Genomic DNA, 26,356 nt, shown 5'->3' with positions numbered 1-26,356 from the left:
GCCTCGATCGCCTAGATCAGCGTGGCCGCATGGTCGGCGACGTACGTCGACAGCTCACGCGGCGGGCGCTGGTAGTTGCCACTGACGACGGGACGCCGGGGCAGCTTGACCTTGGGCGTCTCGACATCGCGGTAGGGAATCGTGGACAGCAAATGGGCCATCATGTTCAGTCGCGCGTGTTTCTTGATATCGGATTCGACGACGTACCACGGGCTCTCCGGGGTGTCGGTGTGCACCATCATCTCGTCCTTGGCGCGTGAGTAATCCTCCCACCGGTATACCGATTCCAGGTCGATCGGGGACAGCTTCCAGCGCCGGACCGGGTCGTTCAGCCGCGCCTTGAACCGCCGCAGCTGTTCGGCCTCGGAGACCGAGAACCAGTACTTGCGCAGCAGTATCCCGTCGTCGATGAGCATCTGCTCGAAGATCGGCGTCTGCCGCATGAACAGCGCATACTCCTGCGGTGTGCAGAAGCCCATGACCTTCTCGATGCCCGCGCGGTTGTACCAGGACCGGTCGAACAGCACGATCTCGCCCTTGGTGGGCAGATGGGCGATGTAGCGCTGGTAATACCACTGGCCGCGTTCCCGATCCGAGGGCACCGGCAGCGCGGCGATGCGTGCGATCCGTGGGCTGAGGTACTCGGTAATCCGTTTGATGGCACCGCCCTTGCCCGCGGCGTCGCGGCCCTCGAAGAGCACCACCACCCGCGCCCCGAAATAGCGCACCCATTCCTGCAGCTTCACCAATTCCGTTTGCAGCCTGAACAATTCGGCTTCGTAGACCTCGTCGGAGATCTTGGCTACGGCCGGGGAAGCCGACTTTTTGTTCGGCTTCGACGGTGGGCCGTCGCGTTTCGTGGTGCTCACAGCAACGAATGATAGCCCCACGCAGTGGTTTTCACCGCAGACTAGGACCGGGAAGCCTCCAGCAGTTCGTCGAGCGCTTGGTTCAGCAGGCCGGGCAGCAGCTCGACATCGCTCATGGCTTCGCGGTCGGCGTTGATCCCGTAGTACAGCTCGCCGTTGTAGGACGTCACCCCGATGGCCAGCGCCTGGTTGTGCAGCAGCGGTGGCACCGCGTAGGTCTCGAGCAATTTGGTGCCGGCGATGTACATCTGCGACTGGGCGCCGGGCGCGTTGGTGATCAGCAGGTTGAACGTGCGCTTGGAGAAACTCGGGAAACTGGTCGCCACCCGAATCCCCATGGCGTGCAACGTCGGTGGGGCGAAGCCCGACAGCGTGACGATGGTCCTGGCGTCCACCAGATGCGCGGCGGTCGGGTTCGACTCGGTGGCGTGCGCGATCTGGGAGAGCCGCACCACGGCGTTGGGCTCCCCCACCGGCAGGTCGACGAGGAACGGCGTCACCTGGCTGATCGCCTGACCGGGACCGCTGGCGTCGAGGTCGCCGTCGCCGTATACCGGCAGCGGCGCCATCGCCCGCACGGTCGCGGTCGGCGACACCGCCACCCCGCGCGACATCAGCCAGTTACCCAGGGCGCCGGCGATCACAGCGAGCACCACGTCGTTGACGTCGCAGTCGTAGCGCGCGCGCACGGCGCGGTAGTCGTCGAGGCTGCCGCGGGCGACGGTGAAGCGCCGATGCCGTGACACGGTGGCGTTGAGCGGGCTGCTGGGCGCGGTTCCCCGGGCCACGGTGCGCACGAAGTCGACGGCCCGGCGACCGGCGGTCAGCAGCTCGCCGTGATTGGTCACCAGCCCACCGATCATCGAGCCGACGGCCTGCAGCTGGGCGCCGGGCCCGGTGACCCATTCGCTGACCGCGCCCAACATCAACCGGGTGTTGCCGGGGTCGCGCTCCGGTACCCAGATGTCCTCGGGAAACGGTGGCGGGCGTTTCGTCCGGTCGGCGATGACGTGGTTGATCTCCAGCGCGGACATGCCGTTGATCAGCGCCTGATGCGACTTGGTGTACAGGGCGACCCGGTTCTGGGACAGGCCTTCGACCAGGTACATCTCCCAGAGCGGGCGCGACTTGTCCAGCGGCCGCGCGGCCAGGCGCGCGATCAGCTCGTGCAGCTGCTCATCGCTGCCCGGCGAGGGCAACGCCGAACGCCGCACGTGATAGGTGATGTCGAAGTCGTTGTCGTCGAGCCACACCGGCCGGGCCGTGCCGACCCGCACCTCGCGCACCTTCTGCCGGTAGCGCGGTATCTGCGGCAGCCGCTGCTCGACGGTGGCCAGCAGCGTTTCGTAGCTCAAGCCCGATCGGGGGCGGCGCAGGATCGCCAGCGATCCGACGTACATGGGGGTGGCGGAGTTCTCCAGCCGATAAAAGGACGCGTCCGGCGGGGACAAGCGACTCACCATGCGGTGTTGTCCTCCTGGTCGGTTCGTCGCCCGTGCACGGGGAGCCCTGGGCCGTGGGGGCCCCGTCCCGCCCACGGTAATCGGGTGGCGGTGCGGTAACTCAGCGTGGGTACGCGTGCGGTCGAGTTGTGCCATGATGACCACTGACTAACCACTGTCTGCCCCTCTCCAGCAGGCTGCCGGTCCGGCCGAAGACTTGGAGAGTGCGCGTTGAACACCAGTCCTGTTGCGAATCCAGCTGACGCTTTCACCGTCATACCAGTCGTCGACTACGAGCCGCCGACGCAGGACGTGTCGCACCCCGCCCCGCCGTGCCGGCCCTCCTCGCGCCCGCCGTTGCGCCGCCGCAGCAGCCATGCGCCGCGGGCCTATACCGGGCAGCCCAGCCGCTCGGCCGCCCCGGAGCGCGGCGCGGTCATGTCCCCACGGATGCGCCAGGCGGCCGTCTTCGCCGACGCCGCGCTGCGCCGGGTGCTGGAGGTCATCGACCGCCGCCGTCCGGCCACCCAGCTCAATGGGCTGCTGGCGCCGAGCCTGGTGGATTCGGTAGCCGCGGTGGCACGTTCGGCCGCGGCCCAGGCGGGCGGTCGGCGCGGTGCCGCGGTGCTGCGCCGCATGCGGCTGCAGCCGGCCGGGCACCGGGACCCCGACTCGGCGGCCGAAGTCTTCGGCTCCTTCAGCCGCGGAATCCGCATCCACGCCATCGCCTGCCGGGTCGAACAGGTCGACGCGGCGGGCGCAACCCGGTGGATGGTGGTCGCCCTGCACATCGGCTAACCGGACGGGCCGGGCTCAGTTCGCCGGTGCGGCGCCGGTCGCCCTCGGGCCGCCGGTGTAGCGGGTGAGCACGGGGCCCATGATCGCCATGATGAACACGTAGGACGTCGCCAGCGCGGCGACGGCGGGCAGCGACTTGCCGGCCAGGCCGATGATGATCAACGAGAATTCGCCGCGGGCGATCAGGGCGGTGCCGGCGCGCAGCTGCCCGCGCCGCGCCACGCCGTCGTGCCGGGCGGCGAAGACCCCGGTGGCCACCTTCGTCGCCGCGGTCACCGCGGCCAGGATCAGCGCCGCCGGCAGCATGGGAACCAATTCGTGCGGGTCCACCGAGAAACCGATGGCCAGGAAGAAGATGGCGGCGAACAGATCGCGCAGCGGACCCAGCACCTGACGCGCCCTCTCGGCCGTCTCGCCGGTCAGGGTGAGGCCCACCAGGAAGGCGCCGACCGCCGCCGAGGCGTGCAGCGACTCGGCCATGGCCGCCACGATCAGGGTGATGCCCAGCACCCGCAGCATGAGCTGTTCGGAGTCGGGATGCTGCACCAGCCGCTCCACGTGGTGGCCCCAGCGGAAGGAGGCGGCGAACGCGGCCAGCAACGCGCCCACCGCCACGACCATGCCGCCGACGGCGTGCAGCCACCCGCCGCCGGATGCCAGGACCGCGAACAGCGGCAGGTAGGCGGCCATCGCGAAATCCTCGAGCACCAGCACCGACAGCACGGCCGGCGTCTCCCGGTTACCGAGCCGGTGCAGGTCCTCGAGCAGCCGCGCGATGACGCCCGACGAGGAGATGTAGGTGACGCCGGCCAGGCACAGGATGGCCACGCCGTCCAACCCCAGCAGCCAGCCCGCGATCGCGCCGGGCGCCGAGTTGAGGACGATGTCGACGGCCGCCGACGGCAGGTGGTGGCGCATGCTGGAAGAGAATTCGGCCACCGAGAATTCGCAGCCCAGGGTCAGCAGCAGCAAGACCACGCCGATGGGTGCGCTGGTCGTGATGAACTGCCCGCCGGCCGCCAGCGGGAGAATGCCACCGTTGCCCAGGGCCAGGCCGGCCAGCAGGTACACCGGGATGGGCGACAACGCGAATCGGCGTGCGGCGGCGCCTAATACGGCCAGAGTGGCCAGGAGGGCGCCGAGCTGTAAGAGCAGCGTCCCCGAAATCTGCACCGGCTCAGCCTTTGTCGATAATCTTCTCGACGCCCGCGATTCCGTCTTCGGTGCCGATGACTATCAGAACGTCTTGGACGTGCAGCATCTCGGAGGGGCCGGGCGAGGCGAGCACCTCCTCGTTGCGCACGATCGCCACGATGGACGCCCCGGTGCGGGTGCGGGCCCTGGTGTCGCCTAGCGGGTGATCGACGAACGGGCTGCCGGCCAGGATGTGCACCTGGCCCGTCTCGAGCCCGGGGATCTCCCGGGCCAGCTCAGTGAACCGTTCGGCGATCCGTGGGGCGCCCAGGATCTGGGCCACGGCTTCGGCCTCCTGGTCGGTGAGGTGCAGCAGCGGCCTGGCCTCGTCCGGATCTTCGCGGGCATAGACGACGACGTCGAAATCGCCGCTGCGCCGCGCGATGATGCCGATGCGGTCACCCTTCTGGTCGGTGTATTCGTAGCGAAGACCGACCCCGGGGAGCAGCACCTCCTTGACGTCCATACCGTCAATCCTGACAGGTCGCCCGTCGCCGGTGTCGCCGGGCGGAAATGTTCATAGCCGGCCCGAAACTAGTGCAGCTCGGCCGGTTGGGTGGGGCCACCGCGCGACCGGCGCCCCAGCGGCACCAGCATGGGCACCTGGCGGCGGTAGTCGCGGTAGTCGTCGCCCAGCGCGGCCACCAGGTCGCGCTCTTCGAAGTGGGTGGCGACCAGGATGTAGCCCGTCATCGCGATGGAGAAGAGCAGATGTCCGGCCGTCATGGTGGGCACCGCCCAGAACGCGATGACGAAGCCCAGCATCAGCGGGTGCCGCACCAGGCGGTAAAAGAACCGGACGCGAAATTCGAGGTTGGTGTAAGGCCTTGCGCGCCAAGCCAAATACACCTGCCGGAGCCCGAACAGGTCGAAATGGTTGATCATGAACGTCGACGCCAGCGCGATGGCCCAGCCGAGCCAGAACAGCGTCCACAGCGCCAGGCGCCCGGCGGGAAGCCCTACCTCCCAGATGACGGCCGGCATCGTTCGCCATTGCCAGTAGAGCAGCACCAGCACGACGTTGGACAGCATCACGTAGGTGCTGCGCTCGATCGCCGGCGGCACCAACCGCGTCCACCGGGCCTTGAACCCCGGCCGCGCCATGACGCTGTGCTGGACGCCGAACACCCCGAGCTGCACCATGTTGACCAACACCGCCTGGCCGATGGGCGCCGAGAGCCCGTGATCGACCGTTCGCGGCACCCAGAAGTTGCCCAGGAACGCGACGAGATACAGGAATACGGCGAGAAAGAGCAGATAAGCGGCCGCGCCGTAGCCGACCGTCAGGTAACGCTTCATTCGCTGATTGTGCGCCTCAACGGCCCGGAAGAACATGGGGCGATTGCCTCATTGTTCCCGGCCGCACCAAGCGGTCGTTGGGTCCGCGCCGTTGGGTGCCGAGCGTGAAGCTAGTCGCACGCTCGGCGCCGAGCGTGAAGGTAACTTCACGCTCGCGGGGAGGGCCCGCGCGAGGCGCGGCCCGATTAGCGGCGCTTGACCGACTTGGGCGGCTTGGCGCCGCGACCCTGTTGTCGCGCCGCGGCACGGCGTTCGCGCCGGCTGGCGCCGCCGGGGACCCCGGCCGGCGCCTTGCCATCGCCGCCGTTGCGCTGCACCGCCGCCGAACCGTCCTCTGACGGACCCGAGTACGTCATCGCCGGCGCTTCGTTGTCAATCCCCTTGGCGCGCAACTGCGTTGGGGCCTCTTCGCGCACGGCCGTCGCGGCGCCGCCCTGCTTGCCGGCCGCGGCGGTGGCGAATTCGGCCAGCCCCTCCGGGGTTTCCACCGGGGCGACCTGCGGGCTGGGCACCGCCTCGACGGTGACGTTGAACAGGAACCCGACGGACTCCTCCTTCATGCCATCGAGCATCGCCATGAACATGTCGTAGCCCTCGCGCTGGTACTCGACCAGCGGGTCGCGCTGGGCCATCGCGCGCAGCCCGATGCCCTCCTTGAGGTAGTCCATCTCGTAGAGGTGCTCGCGCCACTTGCGGTCGATGACGTTGAGCAGCACGTTGCGTTCCAGCTGACGCATCGCGCCCTCGCCTGCGATCTCCTCGAGCTCGGCTTCCCTTATGGCATAAGCGTTTTCGGCATCCTTGAGCAGCGCCTCGAGCAGCTCCTCGCGGGTGAGGTCGTCGCGGTCGGAGTCCGCGTCGCGGTGGGTCAGCGGCGCATGGTCGATGCCCACCGGGTACAGCGTCTTCAGCGCCGTCCACAGGGCTTCGAGGTCCCAGTCCTCGGCGTAGCCCTCGGCGGTCGCTCCGTTGACGTAGGCGGTGACCACGTCGCGGACCATGTCCAGCGCCTGCTCCTTGAGGTTCTCGCCCTCCAGGATGCGGCGGCGCTCGGCGTAGATCACCTTGCGCTGCTGGTTCATCACCTCGTCGTACTTCAGGACGTTCTTGCGGACCTCGAAGTTCTGCTGCTCCACCTGGGTCTGGGCGCTCTTGATCGCCCGGGTGACCATCTTGGCCTCGATGGGCACGTCGTCGGGCAGGTTCAGCCGGTTGAGCATCGCCTCCAGCGCGGCGCCGTTGAAACGGCGCATGAGTTCATCGCCCAGCGACAGGTAGAACCGCGACTCGCCCGGGTCGCCCTGCCGGCCGGAACGGCCGCGCAGCTGGTTGTCGATGCGGCGGGACTCGTGGCGCTCGGTGCCCAGCACGTACAGGCCGCCGGCCTCGATCACGTCGGCGGCCTCGGCGCTGACCTCCTCCTTGACCTTGGGGAGCTCCTCGTGCCAGGCGGACTCGTACTCGTCCGGCGTCTCGACCGGGTCGAGGCCGCGCTCGCGCAGCCGCTGGTCAGTGAGGAAGTCGGCGTTGCCGCCCAGCACGATGTCGGTACCACGGCCGGCCATGTTGGTGGCCACAGTGACCCCGCCGCGGCGGCCGGCGACGGCGACGATGCCGGCCTCCTGCTCGTGGAACTTCGCGTTGAGCACGTTGTGCGGCACGCGGCGCTTCTGGAACTGGCGCGACAGGTACTCCGAGCGCTCGACGCTGGTGGTACCGATCAGGACGGGCTGGCCCTTCTCGTAGCGCTCGACGACGTCGTCGACCACGGCGATGTATTTGGCTTCCTCGGTCTTGTAGATCAGGTCGGACTGGTCGGCGCGGATCATCGGCTTGTTAGTGGGGATGGGCACCACGCCGAGCTTGTAGATCTCGTGCAGCTCGGCCGCCTCGGTCTGGGCGGTACCGGTCATGCCGGCCAGCTTGTCGTAGAGGCGGAAGTAGTTCTGCAGCGTGATGGTGGCCAGCGTTTGGTTCTCGGCCTTGATCTCGACGTGCTCCTTGGCCTCGATGGCCTGGTGCATGCCCTCGTTGTAACGGCGGCCGTAGAGCACGCGGCCGGTGAACTCGTCGACGATCAGGACCTCGCCGTCGCGCACGATGTAGTCCTTGTCGCGGTTGAACAGCTCCTTGGCCTTCAGCGCGTTGTTGAGGTAGCTGACCAGCGGCGAATTGGCGGCCTCGTAGAGGTTGTCGATGCCGAGCTGGTCCTCGACGAACTCCACGCCCAGCTCGTGCACGCCCACCGTGCGCTTGCGGAGGTCCACCTCGTAGTGGACGTCCTTCTCCATCAGCGGCGCCAGCCGGGCGAACTCGAGGTACCAGTTGGAGGCGCCGTCGGCGGGGCCGGAGATGATCAGCGGGGTGCGGGCCTCGTCGATCAGGATGGAGTCGACCTCGTCGACGATGGCGAAGTTGTGTCCGCGCTGGACCAGATCGTCGAGCGAATGCGCCATGTTGTCGCGCAGGTAGTCAAAGCCGAATTCGTTGTTGGTGCCGTAGGTGATGTCGGCGGCGTACGCGACCCGGCGCTCGTCGGGGGTCATCTGCGCGAGGATCACGCCGACGTCCAGGCCGAGGAAGCGGTGCACGCGGCCCATCCACTCGCTGTCGCGTTTGGCCAGGTAGTCGTTGACGGTGACGATGTGCACGCCCTTGCCGCCGATGCCGTTGAGGTAGGCCGGCAGCACCGAGGTCAGGGTCTTGCCCTCCCCGGTCTTCATCTCGGCGACGTTGCCGAAGTGCAGCGCCGCGCCGCCCATCAGCTGCACATCGAAGGGTCGCTGGTCGAGCACCCGCCAGGCCGCTTCGCGGGCCACCGCGAAAGCCTCGGGCAGCAGGTCGTCGAGGCTTTCGCCGTCGGCGTGCCGCTTCTTGAACTCGTCGGTCTTGGCCCGCAACTCGGCGTCGGTGAGCTTCTCGATCTCGTCGGACAAGGTGTTGACGTAGTCAGACACCCGCTTGAGACGCTTGAGCATGCGACCTTCGCCAAGGCGCAGCAACTTCGACAGCACGGTGTTGTCCCCTTTTGGGATGTGCCCCTGTTGGTAGGAGTCTTTTCTTGAGCGACTCCCATGGTAGGCGACGAGCTCTTGAGTACCGCCGTACCGGCGATCGCAAGCGCGGCAACGCCGGGCGCCGCGGGTCGCCGCCCGAAGACCCCGCGGCGATCGCAAGCGCGGCAACGCCGGGCACCGCGGGTCGACGCCCGAGGACCCCGTTCAGGAGAGCCTGATCAGCCCAGTCGGATCAAGCCGTAGTCGTAGGCGTGCCGCCGGTAGACCACGCACGGCCGTTCGGTCTGCTTGTCGTGGAACAGGAAGAAGTCGTGTCCGACCAGCTCCATCTCGTAGAGCGCGTCGTCGACCGTCATCGGCGTCGCCGGGTGTTCCTTGGTCCGCACGATCCGTCCGGGCTCGTAGCCGGGTTCCGCGCCGTCGGGCTCGGCCGGCGCGGGCTGCGGCGCGCTGTCCAGCGGGACCGGGGGCGGCACCGCGGTGGCGGCGGCCAGCGACACCGGCGTCTTGTCCCCGTAGTGAACCTTGCGACGGTCCTTGACGCGGCGCAGCCGGTTCTCCAGCTTGTCGACCGCGGACTCGAACGCGGCGTAGAAGCTGTTGGCGCAGGCCTCCGCGCGGGTCACCGGGCCCCGGCCGCGGGCGGTGATTTCCACGCGCTGACAGGATTTGCGCTGACGCCGGTTGGGCGCGTGCTTGAGCTCGACATCGAAGAGATAGATGGAGCGGTCGAACCGCTCGAGCCGGGCGAGTTTTTGCGAGACGTACAGACGGTAATGATCGGGGACTTCAACGTTGCGGCCCTTGAACACAACATCGGCGGTGGTTGTCGGTGGGGCTTGCTCATCGGTGATGGGCGGTTGGTCCAGAATCTGACCGGAATCCACGGATAGCCTTGACATACGTGACAACTCGTTTCTCTTTTCACGTCGCACGCGCCCTGCGTGCCCGGCTGCTTGATGCGCCGACGAGGTGAGAGCGGTTCGAGACTGGCTACCGCCGCAGGCTGCCCGCCGGAGCAAGGTGTCGAATACTCACCCCTTCCCGCGGATGGGTCCCACCTGGAAATTCGCGACCAGTGAGTCAGACCGATGAGTCGTTCTTCGTTGTTGTCGACGTTAGCTCGTGTTCGCCTGCCGATGCCACTAATTTGGTCCAGCTGTTGCGAGTTCTTCACAAGCTCTTGGCTGGTTCATGGGTTGCGCGCAGCCGCGGCCGGTTCAGACCGCGGCGATCGCCAGCACCGCGGCGACCCGAACCCCGGCGGCGTGCAGGACGCGCACCGATTCGCGCGCCGTCGCGCCGGTGGTGACGATGTCGTCGACGAGCATGACTTCGGTGTGCGGCGGTCGACCGCGCAGCACCACCCGGCCGGCGATGTTGCGTTCGCGCGCCGCGGTGCCCAGCCCCACCGAGTCACGCGTCAGCGCCCGGAGCCGCAACGCGGGGACGACGGCAATCTCCGGATGCCCCGCCACCGCCGTGCGCGCCAGCCGGGCGACGGGGTCACCCCCGCGCCGGCGCGCGGCCGAGCGCCGGGTGGGCGCGGGCACCAGGGTCAGCGGGGTGGGCACGATGCCCCACGACAGCAACCGGTGCACGCCGACGGCCAGGGCCCGCGCCAGCGGGTCGACCAGATCCGTCCGGCCCTGCTCCTTGAGCGCCAGGATCGCGTGCCGGCGCGCGTTGGCGTAGCGGCCGAGCGCGAACACCGGGACGCCCGCGTCGATGCGCGGGTTCACCACGTGCGGCTGATCGAGTTGGACCGTCAGCTCCGCGGCGCAGGCGTCGCACCACCGGGTCGACGGTGCCCCGCAGCCGCCGCATTCGGCGGGTAGGAACAGGTCGAGCATGACGCCAGTGTGCCGGGCGGGGCTGACAAGTCCGCTAGCCCGGCAGCACCGGTGCCGCCCCGGGCACCGTGAGCCCGGGCACCTCCGACCAGCCCTGCTGACCGTCGGCCGACGGCGAATACTGCAGCACCCCTTGGGGTCCCGCGACGTAGGCCGTCGACGGGTTGGCGACCACCGTCGTCACCGGCATCTGCAGGCCGTGCGGCGGCGCGTCGGAGTTCACCCCGTCGATGTTCACGTAGGACACCGGATGGCTGGCGTCGGTGCGGGTCACCACGATGTCGTCACCGGTGCGCCACGACAGCGACACCACCGAATTGCCCAACCCGAATCCGAGCCGGCGCGGGAAGGTCAGGGCGTACTGCCCGGCCTGGGTCTGCTCGACGCTGGCCAGGATCACCTGGCCGCCGATCACCATCGCGGCGCGGGTGCTGTCGCGCGACAGCTGCAGGTCGGTGATCGGCCCCGGGAACCGGGTCGCCACCGCCACCGAATCCACCGGCAGGCGGGCGGGTTGGCCGGAGGCCGGCTCCTGGATGGCCCGCAACACGTTGTTGCCGTCGATGACCACCCACACCACGTCGTCCAGCGACCAGGTGGGCCGCGACAGGCTGTGCCCGTCGGCGGCCTGCACCGCTTCCTGGCCGAGATCACCGATCCACAGGGACGCGGCCATGTCCGGCGCGCCGCGGTGCAGCGTCACCACCGACGCCACCTGCCGGCCGGTGCGCGACAGCGCGGCGCCGGTCTGGTCGCCCACCCGGCCGAACGCCCCGGGCACCGTGACGGTGTGCTGGCCGTCCAACGACACCAGCGAGCCGCTAACCAGTGCGTGCAGCCCCGCCCCGGCGCCGTCGGCGGCGCCGGGATCGGTGGCCGCGACGTCGGAGGTGGTCCATCCGTCGCGGAACCGGTCGTCCAGGGGCGCGCCGTCGGCGTTGATCACATAGGGCCCGCGGATGTCGGCCCTGGCCAGGGTCCAAATGATCTGTGCCGCAAGCAGTTGCCGGCTATGCGGATCGGTGGTGGACAGCTTCTCGAGCTCGACCCGCGCGCCGCCGTAGCCGCGCCCGATGCCGTTCTTGCCGCCGTCGGCGCGGGTCACCGGCCCGCGCAGCCGTAGCGGCGGGGCGAGCAGGTTGCGCACCGTGTGCGCCATCTCCGGGCGCGGCCCGGCGATCACCTTGGAGATGAGCTCGGTGGCCAACTGGTCGTGGTCGGGCACCGCGACGTAGCGCGGGTCGGGGACCACCGTCTTGCCGGTGGGGTCGGCGAAGTACAGCGTGTTGCGTTTGTAGGTGGACTGGAACTGCTGCCAGTCCAGGAACACCCCGTTGGGCAGCCGGTCGATGCGCCAGCCGCCGGAGGTCTTGACCAATTCGATCGGCCCGGGGTCGGGCAGCACGCCCTCGGCGGTCTCGAACACCCCCACGTCGGACAGCGAACCCAAGATGTCCGCCCGCATGGTCGCCGAAACCCGTTCGGCCGCACGCGTTTCGACGAACACTACGTGGTCGATCAGCAACGCGCTGCCGGCGTCGTCCCACGCGTTGGACGCCGACTGGGTGAGGAACTGTCGGGCGGCCAGGTGACGGTTCGCGGGATCGGCTGTGGCCTTGAAGAATTCGCGCAGCAGCACGTCGGGGTCCATGCCCGGCGTCGGCTTGGGCAGGTTCGACGGCGCCGGCCGCTCGACGGTGCCGATGGCCTGCGGCGCCGACGAACTGGGCACCCCGGCGCAGCCGGCGAGCAGCATGGCCAGCATCAGCAGACCCAACAGCCGCCGCATCACGGGGTCCTCTCGGCCGGCTCTCGTTGCCGCGTACGGTCTTTCGCGTGCTGCGGGCCGGTGGACGGGGGCTGCGGAATCGGCTTCATGGGCAGCGGGCTGGTGGTGACCTTGTGACCGCGCACCAACGGCAGCGTCAGCCGGAAGCACGAGCCCTCCCCGGGTTCGCCCCACGCCTCCAAGCGGCCCTGGTGCAGTCGCGCGTCCTCGATGCTGATGGCCAGGCCCAGCCCGGTGCCCCCGGAACGACGCACCCGCGACGGGTCGGCCCGCCAGAACCGGCTGAACACCAACTTCTCCTCGCCGGGCCGCAGCCCCACCCCGTAGTCGCGGACGGTGACGGCCACCGTGTCCTCGTCGGCGGCCATCCGGATCTTGACCGGCTTGTGCTCGGCGTGGTCGATGGCGTTGGCGATCAGGTTGCGCAGGATCCGCTCCACCCGGCGGGTGTCGACTTCGGCGATCACCTCTTCGGTCGGCAGGTCCACCTTCAGCTCGATGCCGGCGTCCTCGGCCAGATGCCCGACGTTGCTCAGCGCGCTCTGCACCGTGGTGCGCAGATCGACGGCCTCGACCGACAGCTCCGCGACACCGGCGTCGTGCCGGGAGATTTCCAGCAGGTCGTTGAGCAGTGACTCGAACCGGTCCAGCTCGTTGACCATCAGCTCGGTGGAGCGCGCCAGCGTGGGATCCAGGTCGGCGCTGTGGTCATAGATCAGGTCGGCGGCCATCCGCACGGTGGTCAGCGGGGTGCGCAGTTCGTGGCTGACGTCGGAAGTGAAGCGGCGCTGCAGATTACCGAACTCCTCCAGCTGGGTGATCTGGCGCGACAGGCTCTCGGCCATGTCGTTGAAGGACATGGCCAGCCGGGCCATGTCGTCCTCGCCGCGCACCGGCATGCGTTCGGACAGATGCCCTTCGGCGAAGCGTTCGGCGATCCGCGACGCCGATCGCACCGGCACCACCACCTGCCGCGACACCAGCAGCGCGATGCCGGCCAGCAGCACCAGCAGCACCGCGCCGCCGGTGATCATGGTGCCGCGCACCAGCTGGATGGTGGCCTGCTCGTTCTTGAGCGGAAAAATCAGGTACAGCTCCAGGTTGGCCACCTGAGACGACGCCGGCGTGCCGACGATCAGCGCCGGTCCGGAGAACCCGTCGGTGTGCACGGTGGCGTACTGGTAGGACGCCTGCCCGGCCTTGACGAAGCCGCGCAACGAAGCGGGCACCTGGTCGACGGGGCCGGCGGTGGTCGCCGCGCGCGGGCCGTCGCCCGGCACCATCAGCACCGCGTCGAACGCCCCGGCCAACCCCGCGCCGGAGGCCGGGTCGGTCTTGGAGGTCAGCGTGTTGCGCGCCAGCTGCAGGCTGCTGTCCAGGGACCGCGCCTCTTCGCCGTTGACGATCCCGCCCACGGTGGTGCGCGCCCGCTCGATCTGTTCGATGGCGGCCTTGACCTTGACGTCGAGCACGCGGTTGGTGACCTGAGAGGTCAACACGAATCCGAGCGCCAGGATGACCGCCAGGGACAGCCCCAGGGTCAGCGCCACCACCCGCAGTTGCAACGAGCGCCGCCAGGCGATGGCCACAGCGCGACTCACCGCGCCCATGCCACGAGACATGGGGCCGGAACGTCCCCAGCGGCTCCGAGTGCGTCGCCGGGAGCCCCAGATCACTGCCGGCGCTCCTCCCTAACGCGACGCTCTACGACGTCGCCGCCGGTCACGGAGGTCCGGCCTTGTAACCCACTCCTCGAACGGTCAACACTACGGTCGGGTTTTCAGGGTCTTTCTCAACCTTGGCGCGCAGACGCTGGACGTGCACGTTCACCAGGCGGGTATCCGCCGGGTGACGATAGCCCCACACCTGTTCGAGCAGCACATCACGAGTAAACACCTGCCGCGGTTTGCGCGCCAACGCCACCAGCAAGTCGAATTCCAGCGGTGTCAGGGAGATCTGCTCGCCGTTGCGGGTGACCTTGTGCGCCGGCACGTCGATCTCGACGTCGGCGATGGACAGCATCTCGGCGGGCTCGTCGTCGTTGCGCCGCAGCCGCGCCCGCACCCGCGCCACCAGCTCCTTGGGCTTGAACGGCTTCATGATGTAGTCGTCGGCGCCCGACTCGAGGCCCAGGACCACGTCGACGGTGTCGGTCTTGGCGGTCAGCATCACGATCGGCACGCCGGAGTCGGCGCGCAGCACCCGGCACACGTCGATGCCGTTCATGCCGGGCAGCATCAGGTCCAACAACACCAAATCGGGGCGCAGTTCGCGCACCGCAGTCAGGGCCTGGGTGCCGTCACCGATGACCGCGGTGTCGAAACCCTCCCCACGAAGCACGATGGTGAGCATCTCGGCGAGCGAAGCGTCGTCATCGACGACCAAAATCCTTTGCCTCATGGAGTCCATGGTGTCACCAGATCGGGACAAAGCTCGGACATCACACGGGCGTTTCTCCTTCGAAACGGCCGAATCGTGACAAATCTGTGCTAGTTGGCGGCCAAATCGGCGGCCAGCCGGCCCGGATCGACGTCCGCGTCGACGCTGCGCCAACGGCCACCCCAGGCCGCGGCGGCCAGCCCGGCGTAGACCGCGCCGGTGCGTTGCTGCAGCCCGTCGTCGCGTTCGTAGCTGTCGCGCGCCCGGCCCGGATCGGACTCGGCCCGGCTGCGGGCCCGCTGCCCCGCCAGCTCGGCCGTCACCGCGAGCAGCACCTGCCAGTCGGGCGCGGGCAGGCCGAGGCGCCCGTACTCCAGCGCGTGTATCCATGCCACGGCCGGCCCGCCCGCGTCCTGATGCAGACGGGCTGCCGTGTAGGCCGCGTTGGAGGCGACGTAGCGATCCATGATCACCACGTCGTGCTCGCGGCGCAGCGCCTCGATGTCGGCGACGGCCCCGGCGCGATCCAGCGCGAACAGCATCGCCATGGCATAGGCCGACGACGCGAGATCACCGTGCTCGCCGTGCAGGGCCTCGGCCGCGAGGTCGGCGATCACCGACTGCCCGTACCGGGGGAAGGCCAGCATGGCAACCGACTTGCCGTCCGCTTCGAAGACGTTGCGCAGCTTGTCCGTCAGCGTCCGCTTGCCGGCGCCGTCAATGCCTTCGATCGCGATCAGCACGGCGCGAGCCTATCGCCGCCGAGTGCCACGCCGGCGCGACACTCGGCGGCCGGGCGGCTCAGTAGCGGTAGTGGTCGGCCTTGTAGGGGCCGTCGACGTCGACGCCGATGTACTCGGCCTGCTCCTTGGTCAGCTTGGTCAGCTGGCCGCCGAGCGCCTCGACGTGGATGCGCGCCACCTTCTCGTCGAGGTGCTTGGGCAGCCGGTAGACCTCGTTGTCGTACTCGTCGTTCTTGGTCCAGAGCTCGACCTGGGCGATGACCTGGTTGGAGAAGCTGTTGCTCATCACGAACGACGGGTGTCCGGTGGCGTTGCCCAGGTTCAGCAGCCGGCCCTCGGACAGCAGGATGATCGACTTGCCGGTGTCCGGGAACGTCCACAGGTCCACCTGCGGGCGGATGTTGGTCTTGGTGGCGCCGGACTTCTCCAGCCGTGCGACCTGGATCTCGTTGTCGAAGTGGCCGATGTTGCCCAGGATCGCCTTGTCCTTCATCGCCTTCATGTGCTCGAGGGTGATGATGTCCTTGTTCCCGGTGGTGGTGATGATGATGTCGGCCTCGCCGATCACGTCCTCCACCCGCTTGACGTCGAAGCCCTCCATCAGCGCCTGCAGGGCGTTGATCGGGTCGATCTCGGTGACGGTGACCCGCGCGCCCTGGCCCGCGACCGACTCGGCCGAACCCTTGCCGACGTCGCCGTAGCCGCAGATCAGGACCTTCTTGCCGCCGATCAGCACGTCGGTGCCGCGGTTGATGCCGTCGATCAGCGAGTGCCGGCAGCCGTACTTGTTGTCGAACTTGCTCTTGGTGACCGAGTCGTTGACGTTGATCGCCGGGAACGCCAGGTCACCGGCCGCGGCGAACTGGTAGAGCCGCAGCACGCCGGTGGTGGTCTCCTCCGAGACACCCTTGATCGACGCGGCGATCTTGGTCCACTTGTCCTTGTCGGTCTCGAAGCGCTTGCGCAGCAGGTTCAAAAACACGCGGTGCTCGGTCGAGTCGTCCTCGTCGTCGGGCGGCACGACGCCGGCCTTCTCGTACTGCGCGCCGCGCAGCACCAGCATGGTGGCGTCCCCGCCGTCGTCCAAAATCATGTTGGCCGGCTCGTCGGGCCACGTCAGCACCTGCTCGGCCGCCCACCAGTACTCCTCGAGCGTCTCGCCCTTCCACGCGTACACCGGAACGCCCTTGGGCTCCTCGGGGGTGCCGTGCGGGCCGACGACCACCGCGGCCGCGGCGTGGTCCTGGGTGGAGAAGATGTTGCAGGACGCCCAGCGCACCTCGGCGCCCAGCGCGACGAGGGTCTCGATCAGCACCGCGGTCTGCACGGTCATGTGCAGCGAACCGGAGATGCGCGCGCCCTTGAGCGGCTGCACGTCGTGGTACTCGCGGCGCAGCGACATCAGACCCGGCATCTCCTGCTCCGAGAGCTCGATGTCCCGGCGACCGTAATCCGCCAACGACAAATCGGCGACCTTGAAATCGATGCCGTTTCGAACGTCGGGGGTGAGTGCGTTTTCGGTCGTCGTCATAGCGTGTTCTTCCTTTTTCGGCTCGCTCGGATCCAAGCGGTAATTAGCTTAGGTATGTTCTTGCGCCACTGTAGTCGCGGGTGCGCGCCGACCTCGGTTCAGGGAAGGACTCAGGGGACGTTGACGACGCCGTGCCGTTCGGCGAACGGCGTCATCAACCGGGCCAGATCGGCCGCCACGTCGTGGTCCGCCTCTGGTGGCATCGACACGTAGCTCAGCGCCAGCCGCACGATGGCCCGCGCCAGCACACCGGCGTCCTCGTCGCTGGTGGCCACCCAGCTCTGCGTCAGCGCCGTGGTCAGCCGCTCGGAGGCCCGGTTGATGATGGGCGCGCTGTCGGTGGTGATGAGCTGCAGCAGGTCGGGTTTGGCCACGCCGGTGAGCAGCGAGATCACCAGCGGGTCGGCGGCCGACTCGGCGAAGAAGGAACGGAAACCCTGCAGGAACGCCTCGTGGATGTGCCCGACGTTGGCGTCGATCGCGGACCCGACGGCGTCGACCAGGCGATCGGCCAGGCGCAGCGCATACCCCTGCGCCAGGCCCTGGCGCGAGCCGAACTCGTTGTAGATCGTCTGCCGGCTGATGCCCGCGGCGCGGGCCACGTCCGACAGGGTGATGGCGGACCAGTCCCGGGTTCCCAGCAGGTCCCGCATCGCGTCCAGCACCGAGTCGCGCAGCAGGGCGCGCGAGGCCTCGGCGTAGGGCATCCGCTTCACAGGCGCGACAATAGCGGCTTTGGCGGCCGCATCGGCGGTGATCACGGCCGGGCGATCTCGACCATTTCGAAGTCGGTCTTCGCCGCGCCGCAGTCCGGGCAGCTCCAGTCCTCGGGAATGTCGTCCCAGCGGGTCCCGGGGGCGATGCCGTCCTCGGGCCAGCCCTTGGCCTCGTCGTATTCGAAGCCGCACTGCACGCAGACGAACAGCTTGTAGTCCTCGCTCATGGGTTCACTCCTACTAGTTCGAAATCGACCTTCTCGCGCACCGCACAATCGGGGCAGCACCAGTCCTCGGGGATGTCGGCGAAGGGTGTGCCCGGCCGAAAGCCTTCCCGCGGTTCGCCTTTCGCCTCGTCGTAGACGTAATCGCAGCCCGGGCAGCGGAAGGCGGTCATGCCAGGCCCGCCTGGGCGGCCCCGTAGCGGGCCAGCAGCTTCTCACGCAGCCGCGGCGCGATGTTGACGCGGGTGATGTCGCCGTCGTAATGCTCCAGCACCCGGTGATCCATCACCCTGCGCCACAGCGGCGGAAAGTAGGTGAGCGAGATCATCGAGGCGTAGCCGCTGGGCAGGTTGGGAGCGCCGTCCATGCTGCGCAGCGTCTGGTACCGGCGGGTCGGGTTGGCGTGGTGGTCGCTGTGCCGCTGCAGGTGGTAGAGGAACAGGTTGGTCACCACGTGGTCGGAGTTCCAGCTGTGCGCCGGGGTGCAGCGCTCGTAGCGGCCGCTCGAATTCTTCTGCCGCAGTAGGCCGTAGTGCTCCAGGTAGTTGACCGACTCGAGCAGGCTGAAGCCGAAGACCGCCTGGATGACCACGAAGCCGATCAGCGCCGGGCCGAAGATCGCGATGAGCGCGCCCCACAGCACCACCGACATCAGCCAGGCGTTGAGCACGTCGTTGGACAGATAGGTCTTGGGGTGCCACGGACTTGCACCCTGCCGGCGGATCCGTTGCGCCTCCAACGTCAGCGACGAGCGCAGGCTGCCGAATACGCTGCGCGGCAAGAACTCCCAGAACGTCTCCCCGAAGCGGGCCGACGCGGGGTCCTCCGGGGTGGCGACGCGCACGTGGTGGCCGCGGTTGTGCTCGATGTAGAAGTGCCCGTAGCAGGTTTGGGCCAGGGTGATCTTGGCCAGCCAGCGTTCCAGCGAGTCCTTCTTGTGGCCCATCTCGTGCGCGGTGTTGATGCCGACGCCGCCCAGCACGCCGACCGACAGGGCCAGGCCCAGCTTGCCCGCCCAGCCAAGGCCGCCGTCAAATCCGAGCCATCCCAGGTTCGAGGCGGTGAACAGGTAGGCGCCCATCACCACGCTCAGGTACTGGAACGGGATGTACACGTAAGTGCAGTAGCGGTAGTACTTGTCGTTCTCCAAACGCTCCATGACCTCGTCGGGCGGGTTCTGCCCGTCGGGACCGAAACGCAGGTCCAGGATCGGCAACAGGACCCACAGCAGGATCGGCCCGATCCACAGCGGCACTTGCGCGGCGGCGTGCCAGCCGAGCCGGTTGAGGCCCCAGACGAGCGGCAACACCACGAACAGCGCCGTCGGCGCGATCAGCCCCATCAGCCACAGGCGGCGCTTCTTGTCACGCCAGACGAGCGGCTCGGATTCCTGGCCGACTTGCGGTTCGAATGTGGTCATCTGCCAAACCTCCTTGTGAGTCACACCACGTTGAGGTTGGACAATACTGCCGTCTGCGTCTTGTGTCTAGACAAACAGCGGGTATTTGTAAAGAATGGTTGGCTAGGGCACCGGGCTGTGCGGATCGGCCTCCAGCGACTCGCTGGGCTGGGCCTCCCCTTCCGCCCGCCGGCCCTGCAGCGAATGCCAATAGCCGTAGCCGGCGTAGATCGCCGTGCCGACCACCAACCACACCCCGAACCGGACCCAGGTGAGCGCGGTGAGGTTGAGCATCAGCCACAGGCACGCGGCGATCGACGCGATCGGCAGCACCGGCACCCACGGCGCCTTGAAACCGCGTTCCAGGTCCGGCCGCGTGCGGCGCAACACGATCACGCCGGCCGAGACCAGGACGAAGGCGAACAGGGTTCCGACGTTCACCATCTCCTCGAGCTTGGTGATGGGAAACACCGACGCGGTCACGGCCACCACCAGGGCGACCAGCACGGTGATCCGCACCGGGGTGCCCCGCGATCCCGTCTTGGCCAACGACCGCGGCAACAGCCCGTCGCGCGCCATCGCGAACAGGACCCGGCACTGGCCGAGCATCAGCACCATCACCACGGTGGTCAGGCCGGCCAGCGCGCCGATGGAGATGATCTTGCTCGCCCAGTGGATGCCGTTCGCGGTGAAGGCCGTGGCCAGATTGGCCTGCCCGCGGCCCCGGACCGTCTTGAGCTGGGTGTAGGACACCATGCCGGACAGCACCACCGCGACCGCGACGTAGAGCAGGGTCACGATGCCCAGCGACGCCAGGATTCCCCGCGGCACGTCGCGCTGCGGGTTCTTGGTCTCTTCGGCCATGGTGGCGACGATGTCGAACCCGACGAACGCGAAGAACACGATGGACGCCCCCGCCAACACGCCGTACCAGCCGTAGTGGCTGCTGTGCGCGCCGGTCAGCAACGACAGGACGGACTGGTCGATGCCCTTGGCCTCGCCGCCGGCCTCCGCCTTCGGAATGAACGGCGAGTAGTTGGCCCGCTTGATGTAGAACACGCCGACCACCACGACAAAGATCACCACCGACACCTTGATCGCGGTGACCACCGCGGAGAACCTCGATGACAACTTCGTGCCCAACGCGATCAGGGTGGCCACGCCGCCGACGATCACCAACGCCCCCCAGTCCAGCTGGACCGAGCCGAATTTCGCTGTGCCGCCGGCGAATCCGAACACCGTGCCCAGGTAGCTCGACCAGCCCTTGGCCACCACGGCGGCACCGATCGCCAATTCCAGCACCAGGTTCCAGCCGATGATCCAGGCCAAGAACTCCCCGAAGGTGGCATAGGAGAAGGTGTAGGCGCTACCGGCCACCGGCAACATCGAGGCGAACTCGGCGTAGCACAGCGCGGCCAGCGCGCAGGTGCCCGCCGCGATCACGAACGACACCCAGATGGCGGGGCCGGTGATGTCGCCGGTGGTGGACGCGGTGACCGTGAAGATGCCCGCCCCGATCACCACCGCGACACCGAAGACGACCAGGTCTCGCCAGGTCAGGTCCTTGCGCAGCTTGGTGTCCGGCTCGTCGGTGTCGGCGATTGATTGCTCGATCGACTTGGTCCGCCATCGATTGGCCATGCATGAGCCCTTTCCCAACGCTGGGAGCCATTTGGTCCGTCACAGTACTGGGTACTCTCCGCCAATGCCGGACAGCACAGCAACGGCCAGGGATCACGCCGTCGTCATCGGGGGAAGCATCGCGGGCCTTTGCGCCGCGCGGGTGCTCTCGCAGGCGTATTCGCGGGTGACGGTCTACGAGCGCGACGAATTGCCCACCGGACCGGCGAACCGGGCGGCGGTGCCCCAGGACCGGCACCTGCACATGCTGATGGCGCGCGGGGCGATGGAATTCGAGGACCTCTTCCCCGGGCTGCTCGACGACATGGTGGCCGCCGGCGTGCCCAAACTGGAAAACCGGCCCGACTGCATCCACCTGGGCGCCGCGGGCCACGTGCTGGGCACCGGCCACACGTTGCGCGACGAGTTCACCGCCTACGTGCCCAGCCGCCCCCACCTGGAGTGGCAGTTGCGCACCCGGGTGCGCGGCATCGACAACGTCACCCTGGCGCGGCGCTCGGTGGCCGAGCCGCGCTTCGACCCGGCGCGCCAGCGGGTGACCGGCGTGCTGCTGGATCCGGCCGACCCGGACGGCAACGAGCCGGAGTTCGTGGCCGCGGACCTCGTCGTCGACGCGGCGGGCCGGGGCACCCGGCTGCCGGTGTGGTTGACGCAGTGGGGATTTCAGCGCCCGGTCGAACAAGAGATGGACATCGGCATCCACTACGCCACCCAGCAGTTCCGCATCCCCGAGGGGCTGATCACGGAGAAGGTGGTGGTCGCCGGCGCCTCGCACGACGAGTCCCTGGGAATGGGCATGCTGTGCTACGAGGACGGCACCTGGGTGCTGACCACGTTCGGCGTGGCGAACGCCAAACCACCGAAGACCTTTCCCGAGATGCTGGAACTGGCGCACCGGCTGCTTCCGGAGCACTTCAACGCGGCGCTGACGCGGGCCGAACCGCTGGGCGACCCGGCGTTTCACGCCTTCCCGGCCAGCAGGTGGCGCCGCTACGACAAGCTGGAGCGCCTCCCGGCGGGCATCCTCGCCTTCGGTGACGCGGTGGCCAGCTTCAACCCCACCTTCGGGCAGGGCATGACGATGACGTCGCTGCAGGCCGGTCATCTGCGCCGCGCGCTGCAGCTGCCCGACGACCAGGTGGCCGCGGCACTGAACCGGGCCACCGCCAAGAGCACCTTCCCGGTGTGGACGATGAACGCCATCGGCGATGTCACGTTCCACCACGCCGGCACCAAGGGGACGATCCCGTGGTGGTGGCGTCCCTCAGGGGCGCTGTTCGATCAGTTCCTGGGCGCCGCCGAGACCGATCCCGTTCTGGCGGAATGGTTCCTGCGGCGCTTCTCCCTGCTGGACAGCCTCTACATGGTTCCGCCGCCGCGGATCGTCGGCCGCGCCATGGCGCACAACCTGCGGCTCTGGCTGGGTGAGCGGCGTCAGGCCGCCAAAGAGCGCGTGGCGATCGCGAGCGCGGCGCAGCCGGGCGAAGCGGGTCGCCACCATCGGGCCTAGGCCGCCGTCACAGCCCCACCGTCGCCCTGAACAGCTTGGTGGGTTCGTGCGCGACCAGCCGGATGGGGGCGTCGTCGGCCGCGACCCAGGCGGCCATCCCCCGCTTCAGCGTCAGCGAGCCGGACTTGCCGTGCACCGTCGTGCAGCCCTGGCTGCACAACAGGATCTGCGGACCGTCGTGGCTGCACGTCGCGTCCACCTCGTGGCCGACGTACTCGTCGTCGAGCTGCAGCAGCGCGACGGCGAACTCGTCGGTCGGCGTCTCATAGATCAGGCCGAAGCCCTCGCGGCGGATGGGCGGACGCAGCTGCTCCTCGGTGGTGGGCGCGAAGTCCAGCACGCGCAGCAGCTCCGGCACGTCGACGTGCTTGGGGGTCAGCCCACCGCGTAACACGTTGTCGGAGTTGGCCATCACCTCCACCGCGAAGCCGCGCAGGTAGGTGTGCAGGTTGCCGGCGGAGACGAAAATGGCCTCGCCCGGCGCCAGGGTGATGCGGTTGAGCAGCAGCGCCGCCAGCACCCCGGCGTCGCCGGGATAACGCTCGCCGAGCTCGAGCACGGTCTTGGCCTCGGCCGCGAATTCGGTCGCCCCCGAGCTGAGATACGCGATCGCGCCGTCGAGCACCGCGGTCACCAGCACGTCGATGTCGGGCTGCGGCGCGGTGATCCACGTGGTGAACAGCGCGCGCAGCCCGTCCGCGTCGGACTGGTCGTTGAGCAAGTCGATGTAGGGGTCCAGGTCGGAGACGGCCAGGGCCCGCAACAGTTCGACGGTGCGCGAGGCCTGCCGGAAGCCGGCCAGCGCCTCGAACGGGTGCAGCGCCACCAGCAATTCGGGCTTGTGCGACGTGTCGCGGTAGTTGCGCACCGGCGAGGTCAGCGGGATGCCCACCCGCTCCTCGCGCATGTAGCCCTCGGCTGCCTGCGCGGCGCTGGGGTGGGCCTGCAGGGACAGCGGCTCGTCGGCGGCCAGCACCTTGACCAGGAACGGCAGCACGTCGCCGAACCGGGCCCGTGACGCCGGCCCGAGCTGCCCTTCCGGGTCGTCGACCAACGCCTCGAGCAACGTGATTTCGCCGTTGTCCGTTTCCAGCCAGGCCGGATCGCCCGGGTGCGCCCCAAACCAGAGTTCCGCCTCGGGGTGCGCCGCCGGCACCGGACGCTCGGTGAATTCGGCGATGGCGGTACGCGAACCCCAGGCGTACGTTCTCAAGGCCCCGCGAAGCAGTTCCACTGTTGTATCTATCCCCGCACCAGTCGCATATAAACCGCGGCCATTTCCAGCCGGACGGCCAATACTGCCAGTTGCTGCTCGGGGCTACCGGGGCCCCCCAGTGCCGGCGAAACGCCGTAGCCGGCCGAGCCGCCGGGCCCGTCGGGCACATCCTCGGCGGCGAGCAGGTAGACGTTGTCGAGCCCGGCCGTCCGGGCGGCCACGCCCGGCTGCTCGTCGGCCAGGACCACGGCCAGCACCCGCAACCGGGGCGGCAGCGGCCCGTCGATCTCTTCGTCGTGGAACAAGGCGGCGTCGGGATCCACGATCCCGTCCGACGCGGCGGCGTGCAGGGCGACCAGGGCGTCCGCCAGCCCGGTCGCCGGGGTCACCTGGTTGGCGACCCGCAACAGCACCGAGCTGCCGTGCCGGGCCAGCGCCAGGGTCGCGGCGCCGTCGCCGGCCAGCGCGACCTGACGCTCGGCGACCCGCGCGGCCAGCAGCTTCGCCGGATTGGTGAACAGCTCGCGGGCGGCGCTGTTGCGCAGCGCCTCGGCGTCCAGCTCGTCGGCGAGCAAGCCCAGATCGACGTTCGGTCGCGGGTCCAGGGCGTGCATCACCGCCAGGCCGGCGGCCAGATACCGGCACAGCCCGAACTCGTCGGGAACCAAGAGCCGGGGCGCCAGCACCGCCGCGCGCCCGGCGGTGGCGTCGCGCAGCGGGCCCTCGTACGGCGCCGCCACCACCACCCGGGCGCCGCGGCGCAGCCCGGTGTCCGCCGCGGCGGCCAGCGCCGGGTCGCCGGGATCGCCGCCGGCGACGATCAGCACGTCGAGCGGACCCACCCACGGCGGCGCCTCGCCGGCCAGAACGAAGGGTTGCGACGCGGCTCCGCCCAGCGTCGCGGCCAGCATCGTCCCGGCGCTCTCGGCGGTGCCGCGGCCGGCCACCCAGACGACGCTGCGCGGGCGGTCGTCGGCGCGCAGCGGGTCCAGCGCGCCCTCCTCCACCGCCGTGGCGACCGCGCGCGCCTGGGCGCCGGCCGACGACGCGGCCCGCAGCAGGCCGTCGCGGTCCGCCGTCAGCAGGCCGTCGGTGTCCTCGAGGTCGACCGCCCGGGTGGCGTTCACGGCGCGGCCTTCGCGCCCGCCCCGTTGGCCGAGGCCGCGCTGATCTCGGCGCTGATCTGGGCGACCACCGCGGCCACGTCCTCGGCCGTGCGGGCCTCGACGTTGAGCCGCAGCAGCGGCTCGGTGTTGGAGCTGCGCAGGTTGAACCAGCTGCCGCCGCCCAGGTCGGCCGTCACCCCGTCCACGTGATCGAGGGAGTGGATCCGGGTGCCGAACGATTTGAGCACCGCTTCGGTGCAGCGCGCGGCGTCGGCGACCGTGAAGTTGATCTCGCCGGACGACTCGTAGCGCTGGTAGTCCGCGGTCAGCTCCGACAGCGGGCGGTCCTGCTCGCCGAGCGCGGCCAGCACGTACAGCGCCGCCAGCATGCCGGAGTCGGCGCCCCAGAAGTCGCGGAAGTAATAGTGCGCCGAATGCTCGCCGCCGAAGATCGCGCCGGTGTCGGCCATCAGCGCCTTGATATAGGAGTGCCCCACCCGGGACCGCAGCGGCGTGCCGCCGCGCTCGGCGACCAGTTCGGGCACCGCCCGCGAGGTGATCACGTTGTGGATGATCGTCGCGCCGATCTCGCGGCCCAGCTCGCGGGCGGCCACCAGGCTGGTGACCGTCGACGGCGACACGGGGTTGCCCTGCTCGTCGACCACGAAACAGCGGTCGGCGTCCCCGTCGAAGGCCAGCCCGATGTCGGCGCCGGTCTCGCGCACGAAGGCCTGCAGGTCCACCAGGTTGGCGGGGTCGAGCGGGTTGGCCTCGTGATTGGGGAAGGACCCGTCCAACTCGAAGTACAACGGCTGCAACGTGATCGAGCCGATCGGGCCGAGCACCGCGGGCGTGGTCAGACCGGCCATGCCGTTGCCCGCGTCCACGGCCACCCGCAGCGGGCGCAGCCCGGCGGTGTCCACCAGCGACCGGAGAAACTGCCCGTAGTCGGCTAGCACGTCGCGATCGCTGACGGTGCCGGGCTGTCCGTCGTAGGCGTCGACGCCGGCGATCACGTCGTCGGCGACCAGCCGCAGCCCGGTGTCGGCGCCGACCGGTTTGGCCCCCGCCCGGCACAGCTTGATGCCGTTGTAGGCCGCCGGGTTGTGGCTCGCGGTGAACATGGCGCCGGGGCAGTCCAGCTGCCCGGAGGCGAAGTAGAGCTGATCGGTGGACGCCAGGCCGATGCGCACCACGTCCAGCCCCTGGCTCGTCACGCCGGTGGCGAACGCTGCGGCCAGCGTGGGCGAGCTGTCGCGCATGTCGTGGCCGATCACGACCTGCCCGGCGCCCTCGGCGCGCATCAGTTTGGCGAAGGCTGCGCCGAGGTCGGTGACCAGCGGCTGGTCGAGCTCTTCGCCGACCAGCCCACGCACGTCGTACGCCTTGACGACACGGTGGACAGTCGCGGCGGGCCGAGACATGCGGGACTCCTGACGACGTGAACTCTTGGCCGTCAGCCTATCGGGCCGCGAAGAGCTGGAGCGGGGCTAGTGGCGATCGCAAGCGCGGCGGAGCCGGGCGCAGCGGGTCGCCACCATCGAGGCTAGTGGCGATCGCAAGCGCGGCGGAGCCGGGCGCAGCGGGTCGCCACCATCGAGGCTAGTGGCGATCGCAAGCGCGGCGGAGC

At 69.1% G+C, this 26,356-nt stretch carries 23 protein-coding genes; 2 read left to right on the top strand and 21 right to left on the bottom strand.

What is annotated here, in order from left to right; genetic code table 11:
- Positions 1–11 precede the first annotated feature (11 nt).
- Positions 12–869 (bottom strand): polyphosphate kinase 2, encoded by an 858-nt coding sequence (ppk2, locus tag AC5Y5B_RS21835; protein ID WP_112633941.1) that lies wholly within the window; start codon positions 867–869, stop codon positions 12–14.
- 41 nt (positions 870–910) lie between these two features.
- Complete coding sequence (locus AC5Y5B_RS21830) at positions 911–2,332, bottom strand: WS/DGAT/MGAT family O-acyltransferase (RefSeq protein WP_112633940.1); 1,422 nt, start codon at positions 2,330–2,332, stop codon at positions 911–913.
- 210 nt (positions 2,333–2,542) lie between these two features.
- On the opposite strand from AC5Y5B_RS21830, the gene AC5Y5B_RS21825 reads away from it, so the two are divergent.
- Complete coding sequence (locus AC5Y5B_RS21825; protein ID WP_500006437.1) at positions 2,543–3,109, top strand: Rv3235 family protein; 567 nt, start codon at positions 2,543–2,545, stop codon at positions 3,107–3,109.
- A gap of 15 nt (positions 3,110–3,124) precedes the next feature.
- Here the strand turns inward: AC5Y5B_RS21825 and AC5Y5B_RS21820 are convergent, their stop codons facing one another.
- The 16 genes from AC5Y5B_RS21820 to AC5Y5B_RS21745 all read right to left on the bottom strand — a co-directional run bounded on the left by AC5Y5B_RS21820 (position 3,125) and on the right by AC5Y5B_RS21745 (position 20,894).
- On the bottom strand, positions 3,125–4,282 hold the full coding sequence (locus tag AC5Y5B_RS21820) for a cation:proton antiporter (protein WP_500006433.1): 1,158 nt from the start codon (positions 4,280–4,282) through the stop codon (positions 3,125–3,127).
- 4 nt (positions 4,283–4,286) lie between these two features.
- The gene (locus AC5Y5B_RS21815) at positions 4,287–4,769 is read right to left on the bottom strand and encodes a cation:proton antiporter regulatory subunit (RefSeq protein ID WP_112633938.1); all 483 of its coding nucleotides are present in this window, start codon (positions 4,767–4,769) and stop codon (positions 4,287–4,289) included.
- Positions 4,770–4,837: 68 nt separating this feature from the next.
- The gene (gene mddA, locus AC5Y5B_RS21810; protein WP_500006431.1) at positions 4,838–5,602 is read right to left on the bottom strand and encodes a methanethiol S-methyltransferase; all 765 of its coding nucleotides are present in this window, start codon (positions 5,600–5,602) and stop codon (positions 4,838–4,840) included.
- A 185-nt stretch (positions 5,603–5,787) separates the two neighbouring features.
- Complete coding sequence (secA, locus tag AC5Y5B_RS21805) at positions 5,788–8,616, bottom strand: preprotein translocase subunit SecA (RefSeq protein WP_112633936.1); 2,829 nt, start codon at positions 8,614–8,616, stop codon at positions 5,788–5,790.
- A gap of 221 nt (positions 8,617–8,837) precedes the next feature.
- The gene (gene hpf, locus AC5Y5B_RS21800; protein WP_500006470.1) at positions 8,838–9,506 is read right to left on the bottom strand and encodes a ribosome hibernation-promoting factor, HPF/YfiA family; all 669 of its coding nucleotides are present in this window, start codon (positions 9,504–9,506) and stop codon (positions 8,838–8,840) included.
- 333 nt (positions 9,507–9,839) lie between these two features.
- A complete protein-coding gene (locus AC5Y5B_RS21795) occupies positions 9,840–10,472 on the bottom strand; it encodes a ComF family protein (protein ID WP_289176381.1) in 633 nt (210 codons plus the stop codon).
- Positions 10,473–10,506: 34 nt separating this feature from the next.
- Positions 10,507–12,261, bottom strand: coding sequence for an MtrAB system accessory lipoprotein LpqB (gene lpqB / locus AC5Y5B_RS21790; RefSeq protein WP_165821888.1), 1,755 nt, complete (start codon positions 12,259–12,261; stop codon positions 10,507–10,509).
- Entirely contained in the window at positions 12,261–13,937 is a 1,677-nt protein-coding gene (gene mtrB, locus AC5Y5B_RS21785) for an MtrAB system histidine kinase MtrB (protein ID WP_112635040.1), read from the bottom strand. Before mtrB ends, lpqB begins: the two co-directional genes overlap by 1 nt.
- A 46-nt stretch (positions 13,938–13,983) precedes the next feature.
- Entirely contained in the window at positions 13,984–14,670 is a 687-nt protein-coding gene (gene mtrA / locus AC5Y5B_RS21780) for a two-component system response regulator MtrA (protein ID WP_007168097.1), read from the bottom strand.
- Positions 14,671–14,750: 80 nt separating this feature from the next.
- Positions 14,751–15,383: a dTMP kinase gene (locus AC5Y5B_RS21775; RefSeq protein ID WP_112635039.1), complete on the bottom strand. Its 633-nt coding sequence runs from the start codon at positions 15,381–15,383 to the stop codon at positions 14,751–14,753.
- A 58-nt stretch (positions 15,384–15,441) separates the two neighbouring features.
- Positions 15,442–16,914, bottom strand: coding sequence for an adenosylhomocysteinase (gene ahcY / locus AC5Y5B_RS21770; protein WP_112635038.1), 1,473 nt, complete (start codon positions 16,912–16,914; stop codon positions 15,442–15,444).
- Positions 16,915–17,024: 110 nt separating this feature from the next.
- Positions 17,025–17,621 (bottom strand): TetR family transcriptional regulator AlkX, encoded by a 597-nt coding sequence (alkX, locus tag AC5Y5B_RS21765; RefSeq protein ID WP_112635046.1) that lies wholly within the window; start codon positions 17,619–17,621, stop codon positions 17,025–17,027.
- Between the two features lie 50 nt (positions 17,622–17,671).
- Positions 17,672–17,857, bottom strand: coding sequence for a rubredoxin (locus tag AC5Y5B_RS21760; RefSeq protein WP_112635037.1), 186 nt, complete (start codon positions 17,855–17,857; stop codon positions 17,672–17,674).
- Complete coding sequence (locus AC5Y5B_RS21755) at positions 17,854–18,027, bottom strand: rubredoxin (RefSeq protein WP_112635036.1); 174 nt, start codon at positions 18,025–18,027, stop codon at positions 17,854–17,856. The genes AC5Y5B_RS21760 and AC5Y5B_RS21755 overlap by 4 nt, the downstream gene beginning before the upstream one ends.
- Positions 18,024–19,274: an alkane 1-monooxygenase gene (locus AC5Y5B_RS21750; RefSeq protein WP_112635035.1), complete on the bottom strand. Its 1,251-nt coding sequence runs from the start codon at positions 19,272–19,274 to the stop codon at positions 18,024–18,026. The genes AC5Y5B_RS21755 and AC5Y5B_RS21750 overlap by 4 nt, the downstream gene beginning before the upstream one ends.
- Positions 19,275–19,376: 102 nt before the next feature.
- A complete protein-coding gene (locus AC5Y5B_RS21745) occupies positions 19,377–20,894 on the bottom strand; it encodes an amino acid permease (protein WP_112635034.1) in 1,518 nt (505 codons plus the stop codon).
- Between the two features lie 64 nt (positions 20,895–20,958).
- Between AC5Y5B_RS21745 and AC5Y5B_RS21740 the strand changes: the two genes are divergently transcribed.
- Complete coding sequence (locus AC5Y5B_RS21740; RefSeq protein WP_112635033.1) at positions 20,959–22,404, top strand: FAD-dependent oxidoreductase; 1,446 nt, start codon at positions 20,959–20,961, stop codon at positions 22,402–22,404.
- 7 nt (positions 22,405–22,411) lie between these two features.
- Here AC5Y5B_RS21740 and manA read toward each other — a convergent pair whose 3' ends face one another.
- From manA to AC5Y5B_RS21725, 3 genes are read right to left on the bottom strand one after another with little or no spacing between them, the layout of a single operon-like run.
- A complete protein-coding gene (manA, locus tag AC5Y5B_RS21735) occupies positions 22,412–23,638 on the bottom strand; it encodes a mannose-6-phosphate isomerase, class I (protein WP_112635032.1) in 1,227 nt (408 codons plus the stop codon).
- A gap of 8 nt (positions 23,639–23,646) precedes the next feature.
- Complete coding sequence (locus tag AC5Y5B_RS21730; RefSeq protein ID WP_289176382.1) at positions 23,647–24,747, bottom strand: TobH protein; 1,101 nt, start codon at positions 24,745–24,747, stop codon at positions 23,647–23,649.
- Complete coding sequence (locus tag AC5Y5B_RS21725; RefSeq protein WP_112634133.1) at positions 24,744–26,150, bottom strand: phosphomannomutase/phosphoglucomutase; 1,407 nt, start codon at positions 26,148–26,150, stop codon at positions 24,744–24,746. Before AC5Y5B_RS21725 ends, AC5Y5B_RS21730 begins: the two co-directional genes overlap by 4 nt.
- Positions 26,151–26,356 lie beyond the last annotated feature (206 nt).

The sequence above is a fragment of the Mycobacterium sp. NGS33 genome (assembly GCF_059812885.1).
Note: the sequence above shows the minus strand (reverse complement) of the source record. Positions and strands in the feature narration are given on the sequence as shown.

Bases quoted from the DNA above. Each gene is read 5' to 3' on its own strand.
- AC5Y5B_RS21755 (WP_112635036.1), bottom strand. From the start codon at position 18,027: ATGACCGCCTTCCGCTGCCCGGGCTGCGATTACGTCTACGACGAGGCG.
- AC5Y5B_RS21740 (WP_112635033.1), top strand. From the start codon at position 20,959: ATGCCGGACAGCACAGCAACGGCCAGGGATCACGCCGTCGTCATCGGG.
- AC5Y5B_RS21795 (WP_289176381.1), bottom strand. From the start codon at position 10,472: ATGCTCGACCTGTTCCTACCCGCCGAATGCGGCGGCTGCGGGGCACCG.
- alkX (WP_112635046.1), bottom strand. From the start codon at position 17,621: ATGCCCTACGCCGAGGCCTCGCGCGCCCTGCTGCGCGACTCGGTGCTG.
- AC5Y5B_RS21745 (WP_112635034.1), bottom strand. From the start codon at position 20,894: ATGGCCAATCGATGGCGGACCAAGTCGATCGAGCAATCAATCGCCGAC.
- AC5Y5B_RS21760 (WP_112635037.1), bottom strand. From the start codon at position 17,857: ATGAGCGAGGACTACAAGCTGTTCGTCTGCGTGCAGTGCGGCTTCGAA.
- mddA (WP_500006431.1), bottom strand. From the start codon at position 5,602: ATGAAGCGTTACCTGACGGTCGGCTACGGCGCGGCCGCTTATCTGCTC.
- lpqB (WP_165821888.1), bottom strand. From the start codon at position 12,261: ATGCGGCGGCTGTTGGGTCTGCTGATGCTGGCCATGCTGCTCGCCGGC.
- AC5Y5B_RS21725 (WP_112634133.1), bottom strand. From the start codon at position 26,150: ATGTCTCGGCCCGCCGCGACTGTCCACCGTGTCGTCAAGGCGTACGAC.
- AC5Y5B_RS21815 (WP_112633938.1), bottom strand. From the start codon at position 4,769: ATGGACGTCAAGGAGGTGCTGCTCCCCGGGGTCGGTCTTCGCTACGAA.
- mtrA (WP_007168097.1), bottom strand. From the start codon at position 14,670: ATGGACTCCATGAGGCAAAGGATTTTGGTCGTCGATGACGACGCTTCG.
- ahcY (WP_112635038.1), bottom strand. From the start codon at position 16,914: ATGACGACGACCGAAAACGCACTCACCCCCGACGTTCGAAACGGCATC.
- AC5Y5B_RS21750 (WP_112635035.1), bottom strand. From the start codon at position 19,274: ATGACCACATTCGAACCGCAAGTCGGCCAGGAATCCGAGCCGCTCGTC.
- AC5Y5B_RS21830 (WP_112633940.1), bottom strand. From the start codon at position 2,332: ATGGTGAGTCGCTTGTCCCCGCCGGACGCGTCCTTTTATCGGCTGGAG.